Here is a 13,685-nt window from a genome sequence, read left to right as displayed (position 1 = left end):
GAGCACCGGCAAGGGGTAACAACATGCAGACGCTATCCAGGGCCGCTGGCAGTGAAGCGCTGACCTCGCCACGCAGTGCCCGGCTCGCCGGCAAGGTGGCGGTGGTCACCGGCGCTGCAGGCGGCATCGGCCTGGCCATCGCTACCCGCTACGTCGCCGAAGGCGCCTATGTGGCGCTGGCGGACATCAATGGCGAGGCCGCCGAGCGTGCCGCGAAGCGACTGCGCGAGCAGGCCGGGCCTCAGGCACGCGTGCTGGCGGTGACGCTGGATGTGACCTCCAGCGTCTCGCGTCAGAGCATGCTGGAATGCGTGCAGGCACAGTTGGGGCCGATCGACATTCTGGTCAACAATGCGGCCGTCTTTGCCATGGCGCCGGTGCTGGAGGTCAGCGAGGGCATGCTGCGCCACCAGCTGGCGGTCAATGTCGAGGGCCTGTTCTTCACTCTGCAGGCGGTGGCCAGAACCATGGTCGAGCGCGGGCAGGGTGGCAAGATCATCAACATGGCCTCCCAGGCCGGACGACGCGGCGAGGCGCTGGTCAGCGCCTATTGTGCCTCCAAGGCTGCCGTGATCAGCCTGACCCAGTCCTGCGGGCTTGATCTCATCCGCCACGGCATCAATGTCAATGGCATCGCGCCGGGCGTGGTGGACACGCCGATGTGGGACCAGGTCGATGCGCTGTTCGCTCACTACGAACAGCGCCCGCTGGGCGAGAAGAAACGCCTGGTTGGCGAGGCGGTACCCTATGGACGCATGGGCAGGCCTGACGACCACATCGGCGCCGCGGTATTTCTGGCCTGTGAAGACAGCGATTTCGTCGTCGCCCAGACACTCAATGTCGACGGTGGCAACTGGATGAGCTAAGGATGAAGAACGCCTTCCATCCTGCAGCAAGCGGTGTGCATCCATGAATGAGGTAGTCACGTGACATCTTTACCCGATTCTCGTCTGGCCCACATGTCGCCCTCGCTGGGTGACATGGCCAGCCGTGTGCTGGCGGAACACGCCTCCAGTCAGCGCACACGTACCGTCGTGGCTCTCGCCGGTCCTCCCGCAGCGGGCAAGTCGACCCTGTCGGAATCCCTGTGCGAGACCCTCAATGCGCTGGAACCCGGCATCGCCGTGGTGGTGCCGATGGATGGCTATCACTACGACAACGCCGTGCTGGCGCCGCTGGGGCTGCTATACGTCAAGGGTGCCCCGGAAACCTTCGATGCGCGCGGGCTCTATCATGATCTCGTCAGGGTGCGCGCCAATGATGGCCCGGTCGCCGTGCCGGTCTTCGATCGCCCGCTGGACCTGGCACGTGCCGGTGGCCGCGTGGTCGAGAATCACCATCGCATCGTGCTGGTCGAGGGCAATTATCTGCTGCTGCGCCACGCGCCCTGGGATGCATTGCTCGGCCTGTTCGACATCAGCATCTTCCTGGATATCGAGGATGAGGTGCTGGTGCCGCGCCTGCTGCACCGCTGGCGCGAGATGGGCCAGGACGCGCGCGGTGCCCACGAGCGCACCCATCACAAGGACATGCTCAACGCGCACCTGATCAAGCAGGACTCGCTCAACGCCGATTGGCGTTGGCGCCTCGCGAATGCTCCCATCGGCCGCGACGGGGATGACAGCTGAATGACGGATGGCAGGGAGAGCCTCATGTGGGTAGGCGTTGACTGCGGGACCCAGAGTACCAAGGTGGTGATCGTCGATCCGGCCTGCGGGAGCATCGTGGCCCAGGGCCAGCGCAGTCATGCGCTGCAGGAAGGCGCCAACGGGCGCCGCGAGCAGGACCCGCAGGACTGGGTGGCGGCGCTTGAGGGCGCCTTCGATGATGCACTGGCCACCTCGCGGCTGGACCCGCAGCGCATCGCGGCGATCGGGGTGTCGGGCCAGCAGCATGGCATGGTGGTACTGGATGAGGCGGGCGCGCCGCTGCATCCGGCCAAGCTGTGGTGCGATACCGAGACCAGCGAGCATAACGCCGCCCTGATCGAGGCGCTGGGAGGCGAGACAGGCTGTCTCCAGGCGCTTGGCCTGGTGCTGCAGACCGGCTACACCGCCTCCAAGCTTGCCTGGTTGCGAGAGCGGCATCCCGAGCGCTATCAGCGCATCGCCAGCATCCTGCTGCCGCATGACTATCTCAACTTCTGGCTGACCGGCGAGCGCGTCGCTGAATACGGCGATGCCTCGGGCACCGGCTATTTCGATACGCGGCGGCGCTGCTGGCATCAGGAGGTCTTCGCGCAGATCGCCCCGGGACTTGACGCCCGGCGCGTGCTGCCCCGATTGATCGAATCCCATCAGCCTGCCGGGCGCATTCGTCCCGAGATCGCCGCGCGCTTCGGACTGCGTGACGACGTCATCGTCTCCAGTGGCGGCGGCGACAACATGATGAGCGCCATCGGTACCGGCAATATCGCGCCGGGGCGGGTGACGCTGAGCATGGGCACCTCCGGCACGGTATGTGCATGGTCGGCGGACTATCCGGCCGGCTGTGATCCTCAGGTGGCGGCCTTCAGTGCCAGCGATGGCGGCTGGCTGCCGCTGGTATGCACCATGAATGTGACCTCGGCCACCACCCGCGTACGCGAGATGTTCGGCTTCGACATCGCCACCTTTTCCACCCGGGTGGCAAGCGCCCCGCGCGGAGCCGAGGGTGTGCAGGTGCTGCCGTTCTTCAATGGCGAACGCGTGCCGATGCTGCCGCGTGCCCAGGCCAGTTTCCATGGGCTGGATAGCCGCAATGCCACCCCGGCCAACCTGTGTCGCGCGACCATGGAAGGCGCAAGCTACGGCCTGCGCTACGCACTCGAGTGCATGGGGTCGCTCGGTAGTGAGGCGCGTCAGATCCGTCTGGTGGGCGGTGGCGCCAGAAGTCCGCTGTGGCGTCAGATGCTGGCCGACATTCTCGGCCTCGAGGTGGTCTGCCCGCAGGTGACCGAGGCCGCAGCATTAGGCGCCGCCATTCAGGCAGGTTGGTGTCTGGGCCAGTCAGGCGATGAAGGGCAGGGTCGCCCCAGCGAGACGCTTGAGCAATTGTGTGAGCGGCTGGTCGCGCTGGATCATGCGACACTCGCCCAGCCCCAGGCAGAAGGCGTGGCCGCCTACCGCAAGGGCTACGCCGATTACCGCGCGCTGCTGGAAGCCGAGCACGGCATTGCCGCCGGTGGCTGAGCACGTTGTCAGAGCTCGATACATCAGCGCGTCACGTCAAAACACATCGCCCCCGCCGAGTCTCACTCGACGGGGGCGATGTGATTCACGCGCTTGACTGCATCAGTCGCGGCTCAGGTACGGGCTCAGGCATTGGACGAACGCGCCCATAGATTGACGCCGCCATCGACGGCGTAGCGGTCGATCTCGTCGAGCTCGGCCTGGGTGAAGTCGAGATGATCCAGCGCCTTGACGCAATCGCTGACCTGTTCCGGGCGGCTGGCACCGATCAGTGCGGTGGTGACACGGTTGCCGCGCAGCGCCCAAGCGAGGGCCATCTGGGCCAGCGATTGGCCACGGCGCTCGGCGATGGCGTTGAGGGCGCGCACCCGCTCCAGATTGTCCTCGGTGAGGTGGTCTTCCTTGATCGCTCCGCCGCGTGCCAGGCGGCTATCCTGTGGCACGCCACCCAGATACTTGTCGGTCAGCACGCCTTGGGCCAGCGGCGAGAACACGATGGAACCGATGCCCTCGTCATCGAGGGTGTCGAGCAGGCCGTCTTCCTCGATCCAGCGATTGATCATCGAATAGCTGGGCTGATGGATGATGCACGGCGTGCCCAGCTCGCGCAGAATGGCGGCGGCTTCGCGGGTGCGCTGGGCATTGTAGGAGGAAATGCCCGCATAGAGTGCCTTGCCGGAACGTACGGCGCTGTCAAGCGCCCCCATCGTCTCTTCCAGCGGCGTGTCCGGATCGAAGCGGTGCGAATAGAAGATGTCGACATAATCGAGATCCATGCGCTTGAGGCTCTGGTCCAGGCTCGAGAGCAGGTACTTTCGGCTGCCCCATTCGCCGTAGGGGCCAGGCCACATGTGATAGCCCGCCTTGGTGGAGATCACCATCTCATCGCGATAGCCGGCGAAGTCGCGCTTGAGCATGCGCCCGAACATTTCCTCGGCGCTGCCCGGTGGCGGCCCGTAGTTGTTGGCCAGATCGAAGTGGGTGATGCCCAGATCGAAGGCGGTCTGGCAGATGGCGCGAGCATTGTCTTCATGGGCATGGCCTTCTTGAGCATCGTTGCCGAAGTTGTGCCAGAGCCCCAGTGACAGGCGGGGCAGCTTGAGGCCGCTCTTGCCGCAGCGCTGGTAGTGCATGCGTTCATAGCGATCTTCAGCCGGGGTATAGCGCATGGCGGAGTCCTTTCGCGAGTGGAGGCGTCGATGTCACACAGAGATGAAGCGACATCGAATGACGCCTTCAGTCTAGGTCGCGTCTGCAGGTCTGATAAGCGCATGCGAACGAATAGATTGTTCGCCAGAGCGTACAATGCTGTGGCAGTCTCGTTCACTGAAATCCCGGATGGCTGGCATGAGGAGCAGGCAGGATGCGGCATCACAAGCAGGTGGAGCGACTGATGTTGTTCGCTCAGGTGGCGGAAGCCCTCAGCTTCACCCGGGCGGCCAAGGCGCTGGGCGTGTCGCGTGCTCATCTTTCCGAGCAGGTGCGGCGGCTGGAGCAGGACATCGGGGCGCCCTTGCTGATCCGCACCACGCGGGCGGTCCGTCTCACCGAGGAGGGCGAGCGCATTCGAATGCGCATGCAGTCGGTACACGGCGAGCTGCTGGCACTGGAGCGGGAGCTTGAACACGACCTGGAGCAGACGAGCGAGTCGGAGCGCCAGGGCTACAGCGGCGTGTTGCGTATCACGGCACCGGTACTGTTCGCCGAGCGTTATCTGGTCGAGGTCTGCAATGCCTTTCAGGCCCGCCATCCGGCGGTCGAGCTGCGTCTGGACGTCAGTTACGAGAGCCATGACCTGACCCGTGAGCCATTTGATGTGGCATTTCGTGCCACGCGCACGCCACCGGACAACATGATCGCGCGTCGCCTGCTCGATTATGTCCACTGCTGCTGCGCCTCACCCGAGTATCTTGCCGCGCATGGCACGCCGCACTCGGCCGCGGCGCTTGGCGATCATCGCTGCCATGTCTGGTCAGGGCAGTCCGGCTGGCCGCTGGCCAGCGGAGAGGTCAGTCTCGCGGGGGGATTGGCCATCAATGATCATCGCCTGCTCAAGCAGCAGGCCCTGGGTCATACCGGCATCATCCGGGTCGCCCATTATCTGGTAGATCGTGAATTGGCCGAGGGCCGTCTGGTGCGTCTGCTGGCGCATGAGGAGGGCGAACCCAACAGCATCTACATGCTCTATCCCCAGCGCCTGCCGCAGTCGGGCAAACTGCGTGCCTTCATGGCGGCGGTGGAAGCCGCCATGCCACCTCGCAGTGCGTGATCGAAAGACACGGAAGCAAAAGGGGCATATGCAAAAAGACCGCCGTGCCCTGAGGGGCGCGGCGGTCTTTTCATTCGCCTTTTATTGAGACCGGTGAGGTCTCTTTATCCAGGCTGGCGGCGCCTCAGAGGCCCAGCGCGGCGACCCCGGCCTTGGCGATCTGGGCGTCCTGCTCCGGTTTGACGCCGGACACGCCGATGCTGCCGGCTATCTGGCCTTCGACCATCACCGGCACCCCGCCGCCCAGCATGCTTTCAAGCTGCGGCGCTGACAGGAAGGCGGTGCGACCGCCGTTGATGGAGTCCTCGAACAGCTGGGTCTCACGGCGCCCCAGAGCGGCGCTCTTGGCCTTCTCCTGGGCGAAGTAGCCGGTCATCGCCGGGGTGTCGTCGAGGCGACGCAGGCCCAGCGGGTGGCCGCCGTCGTCGGCAACGGCGATGGAAACGGCCCAGCCATTGGCCTCGGCTTCCTTCTGGGCGGCGTCCAGCATCTGATTGACGTCAGCGAGGGTCAATACGTGGCGAGTGATCATCGGGCTTCCTTGGCAGTGGTGAGGGAAAAGGACAGTGAAAGAGAGAGTGAAACAGATAGTGAACCAGATAGTGACGCTTCATTCCTGCGGGAGCGTCTCGGGCAGGGCGTCATCCACCAGCTCGATCCAGTGACTTATCGGCGTGCGTCCGGCGCTCGAGAGATGCGTCTGACAGCCGATGTTGGCGGTGGCGATGCGCGCCGGCCCGTTGGCCTCCAGCGCCTCAAGCTTGCGGTCTCGCAGCTGGCGTGACAACTCCGGTTGCGTGATCGAGTAGGTGCCGGCGGACCCGCAGCACAGATGGCCCTCCATGACAGGGGTCAGCGTGAAGCCCAGTTGCGATAGGATCTTCTCCACCTCGCCGCCCAGCCCCTGGGCATGTTGCAGGGTGCAGGGGCAATGGAAGGCCAGCGGCTGTTGGTCGGGCGCGGCCGCGAGATTCTGTCGATCATCGCGCGCGATCTCCTCGCCGAGCACTTCGACGATATCGCGGGCCAGGGCGCTTACGCGTGCGGCGCGCTCAGCATAGTCCGGGTCATCGGCCAGCATCTCGCCATATTCCTTGACGAAGGCCCCGCAACCACTGGCGGTCTGCACGATCGCTTCCGCGCCGGCCTCGATGGCCGGCCACCAGGCATCGATGTTGGCACGCATGCGCGCGCGACCGGCCTGCTGGGCGTTGAGATGATAGTCGATGGCACCGCAGCAGCCGGCCTCCTGTATGGGTGTGACACCGATGCCGAAGCGCGCCAGCACGCGGGCAGTGGCGGCATTGATGTTGGGGGCCAGGCCCGGTTGCACACAACCCTCCAGCATCAGCATCTGACGCGAAAGCACTGGCCGAGAAAGCCCTTGCCGAGAAAGCCCTTGGCGAGAAAGCGCCTGATCAGAAGACGTTGCGGTGACGGGGGCGGTCGGGTGCCTGGCTTGACGGTCGCGCTCGCGGGTCAGCGGTATCTTGTCGGCCAGCGCGCCAGGCGCGAGGGGGCGAAAGCGCACGCCAAGTGCCAGCAGGGCCTTGAAGCGCGCGGGTTCGACCAGCGCATGGCGCAGGCCGCTGCGCAGCAGGCGCTCGCGCCACGGACGGCCGACGCGGCGCTCCAGTTCCTGACGCCCGATATCGAGCAGGGTGTGATACTGCACGCCCGACGGGCAGGTGGTCTCGCAGCTGCGACAGCTCAGGCAGCGATCCAGGTGCTGCTGGGTCTCGCGGGTGATCTGCGTTGCCTGCTCGCGAACTGCCTCGTCGGGACTTTCGGGATCGCTTTCCAGCAGCTGCTTGATCAGATAGATGCGCCCGCGTGGGCCGTCGCGCTCATCGCCCAGCAGTTGGTAGGTAGGGCAGGTGGCATTGCAGAAGCCGCAATGCACGCAGCTGCGCAGGACCTTGTCGGCCCGCTGGATATGCGGTCTGGCAAGCGCGGCGTCATTGAAGTGGGTCTGCATTCAGGGGCGTCTCCTGTCGTGGCGTGAGTCACATCTCGGCATACAGGCGACCGGGATTGAGGATGCCGTGGGGGTCCAGCTGATGCTTGAGCTGAAGGTGGTAGCGGGCATTGGGGGCGGCCAGCGGCATCAGCGGGCTGTCCTCGGCGGCGACGGTGCCCGGGGTATAGCAGATGGCATGGCCGCCCAGCCGACTGGCCAGCGCGCGGATGCGCTGGGCCGGGGCATCGCTTGCGAGCCAGCGCTGGGCGCCCGCCCAGTCACACAGCAGGTCGGCATCCCCCAGAGGGCCCAGCAGTTCGCTGACGGCGGCTTGCCACTCGAGGTGGTCAAGCGCCAACGGCAGCGACAGTCGCCACAGTGCCTGATGCGGTGCGCGCGCGCTGAAGAAGGGCAGGCGGTGCTCACGCAGCTCAGTCCAGTGCGCCGTCGCCTGATCCGTCGTCAGGGCCTCGCCGCCCAGCTGCTCGCACCCGGCCTGGACCGAGCGCTCGCCCCCTTCCAGGCGCAGGGTGAGGCGGCCGTCATGCCAGCTGGTCGCGGTGATCGGCAGCGGCGTGCGCCCCCACGCATTCAGGCGAGACAGTGCCTCGGCGAGGCTGATTTCCAGACACAGCGATTCGCTTGCCACCGGGCGCGGCATCACCTTGAGCGAGACTTCACTGATCACGCCCAGCGTGCCCTGGGCACCGCACATCAGGCGTGACAGGTCGTAGCCCGCCACGTTCTTCATCACTTCACCGCCGAAGCGCAGCGACTTGCCGTCGGCGCTGATGATGCGGGTGCCCAGCACCAGGTCGCGCAGGCTGCCGCTCCAGGGGCGGCGTGGGCCACTGAGACCCGAAGCGAGGGTGCCGCCGACGGTCGCCGCAGGCCCGAAGTGGGGCGGCTCGCAGCTCAGGTGCTGACCCTGCTCGGCGAGTGCGGCCTCAAGCGTCGCAAGCGGCGTGCCGGCGCGCACCGAGACCATCAGCTCCACCGGGTCGTAGTGGGTGATGCCATGATGCGCGCGCATGTCGAGTACCTCCTCGGCGGCCACTTCACGGCCGAGAAAGGTCTTGCTGCCACTGCCTGCGATGCGTAGCGGGCGCCTCGCCTCATGGGCGGCGCGAACCTGCGCGCAAAGTGCCTCGCTGGCATCCTGCTGCTGCGGGGGCTGGCTGGTGGCAGGTGTCATGCACTCGGCGTGGCTCGGCACCTGATCCTGGAGCGAATCATCTGGCTCTGGCATGGCATGTCTCTATTAAAGTGGCGATGAAGTGGGGAAGAAGTGGCGAACGCCAGGTAGCGAAAGGTCCCGCCGCAGCTGTCTAGAAGCGCGGCAGTTCGGGGTGCGGCAACTGGTTGTCATGCACATGCATGGCACCGAATTCGGCGCAGCGCGCCAGCGTCGGGATGTTCTTGCCGGGGTTGAGCAGGCCTGTGGGGTCGAAGGCGGCCTTCACGGCATGGAAGACGCTGATCTCCTCGTGATTGAACTGGGCGCACATCTGATTGATCTTCTCGCGGCCCACGCCATGTTCGCCGGTGATGCTGCCGCCGGCGGCCACGCACAGTTCGAGAATCTTGCCGCCGACCTCCTCGGCCAGCTCAAGCTCGCCGGGCTGGTTGGCATCGAACAGGATCAGCGGGTGCATGTTGCCGTCACCGGCATGGAAGACATTGGCCACCGCGAGCCCCGATTGGCGCGAGAGCTCCGCGATGCCGTTCAGGACGGCGGGCAGCTCGCGACGCGGAATGGTGCCATCCATGCAGTAATAGTCCGGCGACATGCGGCCCACGGCGGGGAAGGCATTCTTGCGCCCGGCCCAGAAGCGCGCGCGCTCGGCCTCGTCCTGTGCCTGACGGATCTCGGTGGCGCCGGCGCGCTCCAGCACCTCACGGACCCGTGCGCAGTCATCGACGACATCGGCCTCGGCGCCGTCCAGCTCGCAGAGCAGGATGGCGGCGGCATCGACCGGATAGCCCGCGTGGATGAAGTCCTCGGCGGCGCGGATCGCCAGGTTGTCCATCATCTCGAGCCCGCCGGGGATGATGCCGCAGGCGATGATGTCGCCCACCGCGCGGCCGGCCTTGTCGATATCGGCGAAGCTCGCCATCAGCACCTTGGCGGTCTCGGGCCTGGGCAGCAGGCGCACCGTGACTTCCGTGACCACCCCCAGCATGCCTTCGGAGCCGGTCATCAGCGCCAGCATGTCCAGGCCGGGCGAGTCGAGGCTGTCGGCGCCGATCGTCACCGCCTCGCCTTCGATGGTCAGCATCTCGAGCTTGAGCAGGTTGTGAACGGTCAGGCCGTACTTGAGGCAGTGCACGCCACCGGCATTCTCGGCCACGTTGCCGCCGATGGAGCAGGCGATCTGCGAGGAGGGGTCCGGTGCGTAGTAGAGTCCGAAGGGCGCGGCGGCCTCGGAAATGGCGAGATTGCGCACCCCGGGCTGCAGGCGCGCGGTGCGGGCGTCGGGGTCGATCTCGAGAATCCGCGCCATGCGCGACATCACCAGCAGCACGCCCTGCGCCAGCGGCAAGGCGCCGCCGGACAGCCCGGTGCCGGCGCCACGTGTCACCACCGGCACGCCCAGCGCATGACATTCACGCAGCAGGGCGGCGACCTGCTCGACCCGCTCCGGCAGGGCGACCAGCATCGGCATGACGCGATAGGCGGACAGGCCATCACATTCGAAGGGCTGCAGGTCCTCCTCGCGGTGCAGCAGCGTCAGGTCCGGTAGCAGAGTGGTGAGATGCGCCAGCACCTGGCCCTTGTCGTGCTGGACCCGCGGTCCATCCAGCGTCGGGTCATAGAGGATATTCATGCACTGCCTCCCGGGAGGTTGGGGTCTGCGCGGCTGTTGTCTTTCGCTTCTGTCTGCTGGTGCTGTCTGACGTTACTGTCAGCTGATGCGGGGTTCGAGCGAGTCGCCTGTCGATTCCGCCGCACCTGATCTGCACACAATCTGGCCTGCCTCCCTGGCCTTGTCCATGCTTCATATCAGTGGTCTGACCAGACATTCGTCTAGTGTTTGTGCAAAGAAAACCACGCTTTACTGGCCTCACACCCGCTGCCATCAGGCGCCTTTGCGCCCGCTGATTGACAGGTCTGACCAGTTGAGAATCGCCAGGCGTTGCCAACGGGTTGATCAATTGCCACGAGCGGGTTGATCAAGACGAGCACACGAAGGTCGAGCAAAAGGGGAGGGGCAGGATGCTGCAAACCATCGCCGAGTCAGGAGCTGACCCCCGCGCCGCGGATCAGGCCGCGGCGCGCCTGGAGCAATTGATTCTGGACGGCGTGCTCAAGCCCGGGCAGATGATCCCCTCGGAGCGCCGGCTATGTGAGCGGCTGGGCATCTCGCGGGCCTCGCTGCGCGAGGGGCTCAGGCTGTTGCGTGGCAAGGGCATCATCGAGACACGACACGGCAAGGGATCGAGCGTAGCGGCGCTGTTGCCGAGCGGCGATATCAGTCCGCTGATGCACCTGTTTCGGGATCAGCCGCGCACCCTGTATGACCTGCTGGAAGTGCGGGCCTTGCTGGAAGGGCAGTCGGCGCGACTGGCTGCCCTGCGCGGTACGCCGGCGGACAGGGTATTGATCCGGCGTCATTACGAGGCAATGGCGGCCTGTGTGCGCGAGTATCCGCTCGACTTCGAATCCTCAGCGCCGGGCGATGTGGCGCTGCCGGATGCCCAGCAGCTGGCGCGTCACGACCACGCCTTCCACCACGCCATCTGTGAGGCGTCCCACAATCCGGTGCTGGTGCATACGCTCAAGGGCATCAATGACCTGCTGCTCAGCTCGGTGTTCGCCTCGCTGCGCAATCTCTACCATCGCCCGATTCCCCGCGGCCAGATCAATGCCCAGCACACGGCCATCTACCGCGCGGTGATGGACCAGCAGCCGGAGGCGGCGGAGAAGGCGGCGCTGGAGCACCTGCACAGCATTCGCGACAACCTGCGCGAGCTGGAGGCGGAGGACGAGCGGCTGGTGCGCTCGGCCATGCGGCTGGAAGGCTTCGAGTAGCGCGTCAGGGTTCTGGCTCAGGCGTGCGCTGGCGGACAAGCAGGCTGGCAAGCGGGGCGGACTCAGGGCAAAGTGGTCAGCTCATCGCCCAGGACAACGTGCTGCCTTCATGTGGAAACTCTCTTCCGCGAGTGATTGGCTCGACCGCCTCAATCACTCCCGCCACGCCATGCTGTGGCTGTTCATCGCTTCGATGCTGGAAACCCTGCTGATCCCGATTCCCATCGAGGTCGTTCTGATCCCGTGGATGCTGCGCCATCCCGAGCGCCGCTGGCGCGTGGCCGCGGTGGCACTCGCCGGTAACCTGACCGCAGCATTGCTGGGCTTCTATCTGGGTGCCTACGCGCTGGCGGCGTGGGGTGATGGGTTGATCGGCTTCTTCGGCGGGCAGCAGGCCTTCGAATCCTTCCAGCAGCGCTTCAGCGAGCATGGCTTCCTTGCCATCATGCTGATCGGCATCGTGCCGATTCCCTTCCAGAGCGCCATGCTGGTCGCCGGTGCCAGCGGCTATCCGGTCGCGTTGTTCCTGCTGGCGGCATTGGTCGGGCGCGGGGTGCGCTATTTCGGACTGGCAGCCCTGGTGGCACTGGTCGAGGATCAGGCGCTGGCGCTCTGGCAACGCTACTCGCGTCCGCTGGGAGTGATCGGGCTGGCGCTGACCGGCGTCTGGCTGTGGCAGGCCTTCATCGCCTGATCGCTCACTCTCGCCGGCTTGCGCTGGCCTGGAAGAGCAACGCCTTGCCGCGCTGATAGTCGGCCTGCCAGACCGCCTCGGGCACCATGCTGCCGCCGGTAGCCCAGACGACATGGGTGGTATTGGCCTGGACCTCCCGGTCATCCAGGCCGACAGCCGTTCGCCAGGCTTGCCACTCGGGCGCGTCATTGCGCAGTACGTGGTGAATACCGGGCACGCCGGCCAGCGCGGACGGCTCAAGCATGAGTCCTTCACTGTCATATGCCAGCGCGAGCAGTTCGAGCAGATGCTCATCACGCACGGTATGGATGCCGCTGAGCAAGGGGGCCATCACACGCCCGACGAAGGCTGAGGCGCGACCCACCGCCAGGCCATCGGCGCAGGTGCGATTGTCCAGCCCGATATCCTCGACCGCGATGCCGTCATGTTCGCCGGTCAACATGCCCAGCAGCATGCAGGGGGAGTTGACCGGCTCGGCGAAGAAGCAGTGCACGGCGTCACCGAAGACCAGCTTGAGGCCCCAGGCCACGCCGCCCGGCCCGCCGCCGACGCCGCAGGGCAGATAGACGCAGAGCGGATGGCGGGCATCCACCGGGATGCCCTGCGCCGAGAGCTGTTCCGCGAGGCGGCTGGCCGCCGTGGCATAACCCACGAACAGGTCCCGCGAGCTTTCGTCATCGATGAAGTGGGCGTTGGGCTGCTGCGCTTCCTGGCGCCCAGCGGCGACGGCCTTGCCATAGTCGCCGCCGTGTTCCACGACCTCGGCCCCCTTCGAACGCAGCAGGTCCTTCTTCCACTGCTTGGCATCCGCCGACATGTGCACGGTGACATGAAAGCCGAGCCGCGCGCTCATGATGCCGATGCTGAGCCCCAGATTGCCGGTGGAGCCCACCACGACCTGGTGTCCGGCCAGCAGCTCGCGTATCTCGTCACGCTGGAAGGCGCGATAGTCGTCTTCAGGACGCAGCAGTCCCGCATCGATGGCGAGCTGCTCGGCATGCTTGAGCACCTCGTGAATGCCGCCACGCGCCTTGATGGAACCCGAGATGGGCAGGGCGTTGTCACACTTGATCATCAGCCGGCCGGGAAGCACGGATTCGTCGTGAGATGAGCCGCGCGCGAACCTGTCGCCCAGCGCCTGTTGCAGGGCAGGGGCCGCCACCAGCGGTGACTCGATGCGCCCCGAGGCGGCGGCGGTCTCGGGGAAGGCTTCGGCAATCCAGGGCGCGAAGCGCGCAAGGCGTGCTTCGGCGTCCGCGATCTCCTGTGCGCTCATGCCACTGGAGTGCAGCGCCCTGGCGGTCTCTGTTCGGCCGGGATTGAGCCAGGCGAATTCGTCGCCGCTCCTCAGGCTGGCGATTTCCGAGTGACGCAGCGCCAGGGTGTGGAGGTCATGGGGCGTGGCAGACATGCGGTGTCCTTGTGGCGGTTCGATCCTGCGATCAGGTCAGGTCACAGGTTAGCGCGTCTTCCACTGGCAACGCACGTAGCCCAGCTTTCACATTCCGTAAAGGTCAGTGACAAAAAAGACCGGATTTTTTGGCAACCGTCGGGATAGA

General features: G+C 65.8%; 12 protein-coding genes. 6 read left to right on the top strand and 6 right to left on the bottom strand.

What is annotated here, in order from left to right:
* The first annotated feature begins 23 nt into the window (after positions 1 to 23).
* The 3 genes from NH396_RS05130 to xylB are packed head-to-tail and all read left to right on the top strand — an operon-like array spanning position 24 to position 3,170.
* Positions 24 to 866 carry an L-iditol 2-dehydrogenase gene (locus tag NH396_RS05130; RefSeq protein ID WP_176676672.1) on the top strand — a complete coding sequence of 281 codons (843 nt, stop codon included), beginning with the start codon at positions 24 to 26 and terminating at the stop codon, positions 864 to 866.
* Positions 867 to 926: 60 nt separating this feature from the next.
* A complete protein-coding gene (locus NH396_RS05125; protein WP_366071459.1) occupies positions 927 to 1,628 on the top strand; it encodes a nucleoside/nucleotide kinase family protein in 702 nt (233 codons plus the stop codon).
* Positions 1,629 to 1,652: 24 nt separating this feature from the next.
* Complete coding sequence (gene xylB / locus NH396_RS05120; RefSeq protein WP_176676673.1) at positions 1,653 to 3,170, top strand: xylulokinase; 1,518 nt, start codon at positions 1,653 to 1,655, stop codon at positions 3,168 to 3,170.
* A gap of 125 nt (positions 3,171 to 3,295) precedes the next feature.
* On the opposite strand, the gene mgrA is transcribed toward xylB, so the two are convergent.
* Positions 3,296 to 4,339: an L-glyceraldehyde 3-phosphate reductase gene (gene mgrA, locus NH396_RS05115; protein ID WP_176676674.1), complete on the bottom strand. Its 1,044-nt coding sequence runs from the start codon at positions 4,337 to 4,339 to the stop codon at positions 3,296 to 3,298.
* A gap of 194 nt (positions 4,340 to 4,533) precedes the next feature.
* On the opposite strand from mgrA, the gene NH396_RS05110 reads away from it, so the two are divergent.
* Positions 4,534 to 5,439, top strand: a complete 906-nt coding sequence (locus NH396_RS05110; RefSeq protein ID WP_176676675.1) for a LysR family transcriptional regulator — start codon at positions 4,534 to 4,536, stop codon at positions 5,437 to 5,439.
* Positions 5,440 to 5,563: 124 nt separating this feature from the next.
* On the opposite strand, the gene NH396_RS05105 is transcribed toward NH396_RS05110, so the two are convergent.
* From NH396_RS05105 to glcD, 4 genes are all read right to left on the bottom strand, one after another.
* Positions 5,564 to 5,971 carry a heme-binding protein gene (locus NH396_RS05105; RefSeq protein WP_176676676.1) on the bottom strand — a complete coding sequence of 136 codons (408 nt, stop codon included), beginning with the start codon at positions 5,969 to 5,971 and terminating at the stop codon, positions 5,564 to 5,566.
* Positions 5,972 to 6,049: 78 nt separating this feature from the next.
* On the bottom strand, positions 6,050 to 7,417 hold the full coding sequence (glcF, locus tag NH396_RS05100) for a glycolate oxidase subunit GlcF (RefSeq protein WP_253062130.1): 1,368 nt from the start codon (positions 7,415 to 7,417) through the stop codon (positions 6,050 to 6,052).
* 28 nt (positions 7,418 to 7,445) lie between these two features.
* Positions 7,446 to 8,648 (bottom strand): glycolate oxidase subunit GlcE, encoded by a 1,203-nt coding sequence (gene glcE, locus NH396_RS05095; protein WP_306424374.1) that lies wholly within the window; start codon positions 8,646 to 8,648, stop codon positions 7,446 to 7,448.
* Between the two features lie 79 nt (positions 8,649 to 8,727).
* Positions 8,728 to 10,227, bottom strand: coding sequence for a glycolate oxidase subunit GlcD (gene glcD / locus NH396_RS05090; RefSeq protein WP_176676678.1), 1,500 nt, complete (start codon positions 10,225 to 10,227; stop codon positions 8,728 to 8,730).
* 389 nt (positions 10,228 to 10,616) lie between these two features.
* Here glcD and glcC point away from each other — a divergent pair, with 389 nt between their 5' ends.
* Both glcC and NH396_RS05080 read left to right on the top strand, forming a co-directional pair.
* On the top strand, positions 10,617 to 11,432 hold the full coding sequence (gene glcC / locus NH396_RS05085) for a transcriptional regulator GlcC (protein WP_253062128.1): 816 nt from the start codon (positions 10,617 to 10,619) through the stop codon (positions 11,430 to 11,432).
* A gap of 109 nt (positions 11,433 to 11,541) precedes the next feature.
* A complete protein-coding gene (locus tag NH396_RS05080; protein ID WP_176676680.1) occupies positions 11,542 to 12,126 on the top strand; it encodes a VTT domain-containing protein in 585 nt (194 codons plus the stop codon).
* Between the two features lie 4 nt (positions 12,127 to 12,130).
* On the opposite strand, the gene NH396_RS05075 is transcribed toward NH396_RS05080, so the two are convergent.
* Positions 12,131 to 13,537, bottom strand: coding sequence for a D-serine ammonia-lyase (locus NH396_RS05075; RefSeq protein WP_176676681.1), 1,407 nt, complete (start codon positions 13,535 to 13,537; stop codon positions 12,131 to 12,133).
* Positions 13,538 to 13,685 lie beyond the last annotated feature (148 nt).

It is taken from the genome of Cobetia sp. Dlab-2-AX (assembly GCF_024124625.1).
Lineage (GTDB): Bacteria > Pseudomonadota > Gammaproteobacteria > Pseudomonadales > Halomonadaceae > Cobetia.
The sequence above is the reverse complement of the archived record's forward strand: the minus strand, read 5'-3'. Positions and strand labels throughout refer to the sequence as shown.

What these genes read in the sequence shown, in the direction of transcription:
- NH396_RS05110 (WP_176676675.1), top strand. Translation starts at nt 4,534, where the DNA reads ATGCGGCATCACAAGCAGGTGGAGCGACTGATGTTGTTCGCTCAGGTG.
- glcF (WP_253062130.1), bottom strand. Translation starts at nt 7,417, where the DNA reads ATGCAGACCCACTTCAATGACGCCGCGCTTGCCAGACCGCATATCCAG.
- xylB (WP_176676673.1), top strand. Translation starts at nt 1,653, where the DNA reads ATGTGGGTAGGCGTTGACTGCGGGACCCAGAGTACCAAGGTGGTGATC.
- NH396_RS05130 (WP_176676672.1), top strand. Translation starts at nt 24, where the DNA reads ATGCAGACGCTATCCAGGGCCGCTGGCAGTGAAGCGCTGACCTCGCCA.
- NH396_RS05080 (WP_176676680.1), top strand. Translation starts at nt 11,542, where the DNA reads ATGTGGAAACTCTCTTCCGCGAGTGATTGGCTCGACCGCCTCAATCAC.
- glcC (WP_253062128.1), top strand. Translation starts at nt 10,617, where the DNA reads ATGCTGCAAACCATCGCCGAGTCAGGAGCTGACCCCCGCGCCGCGGAT.
- glcE (WP_306424374.1), bottom strand. Translation starts at nt 8,648, where the DNA reads ATGCCAGAGCCAGATGATTCGCTCCAGGATCAGGTGCCGAGCCACGCC.
- NH396_RS05105 (WP_176676676.1), bottom strand. Translation starts at nt 5,971, where the DNA reads ATGATCACTCGCCACGTATTGACCCTCGCTGACGTCAATCAGATGCTG.
- glcD (WP_176676678.1), bottom strand. Translation starts at nt 10,227, where the DNA reads ATGAATATCCTCTATGACCCGACGCTGGATGGACCGCGGGTCCAGCAC.
- NH396_RS05075 (WP_176676681.1), bottom strand. Translation starts at nt 13,537, where the DNA reads ATGTCTGCCACGCCCCATGACCTCCACACCCTGGCGCTGCGTCACTCG.
- mgrA (WP_176676674.1), bottom strand. Translation starts at nt 4,339, where the DNA reads ATGCGCTATACCCCGGCTGAAGATCGCTATGAACGCATGCACTACCAG.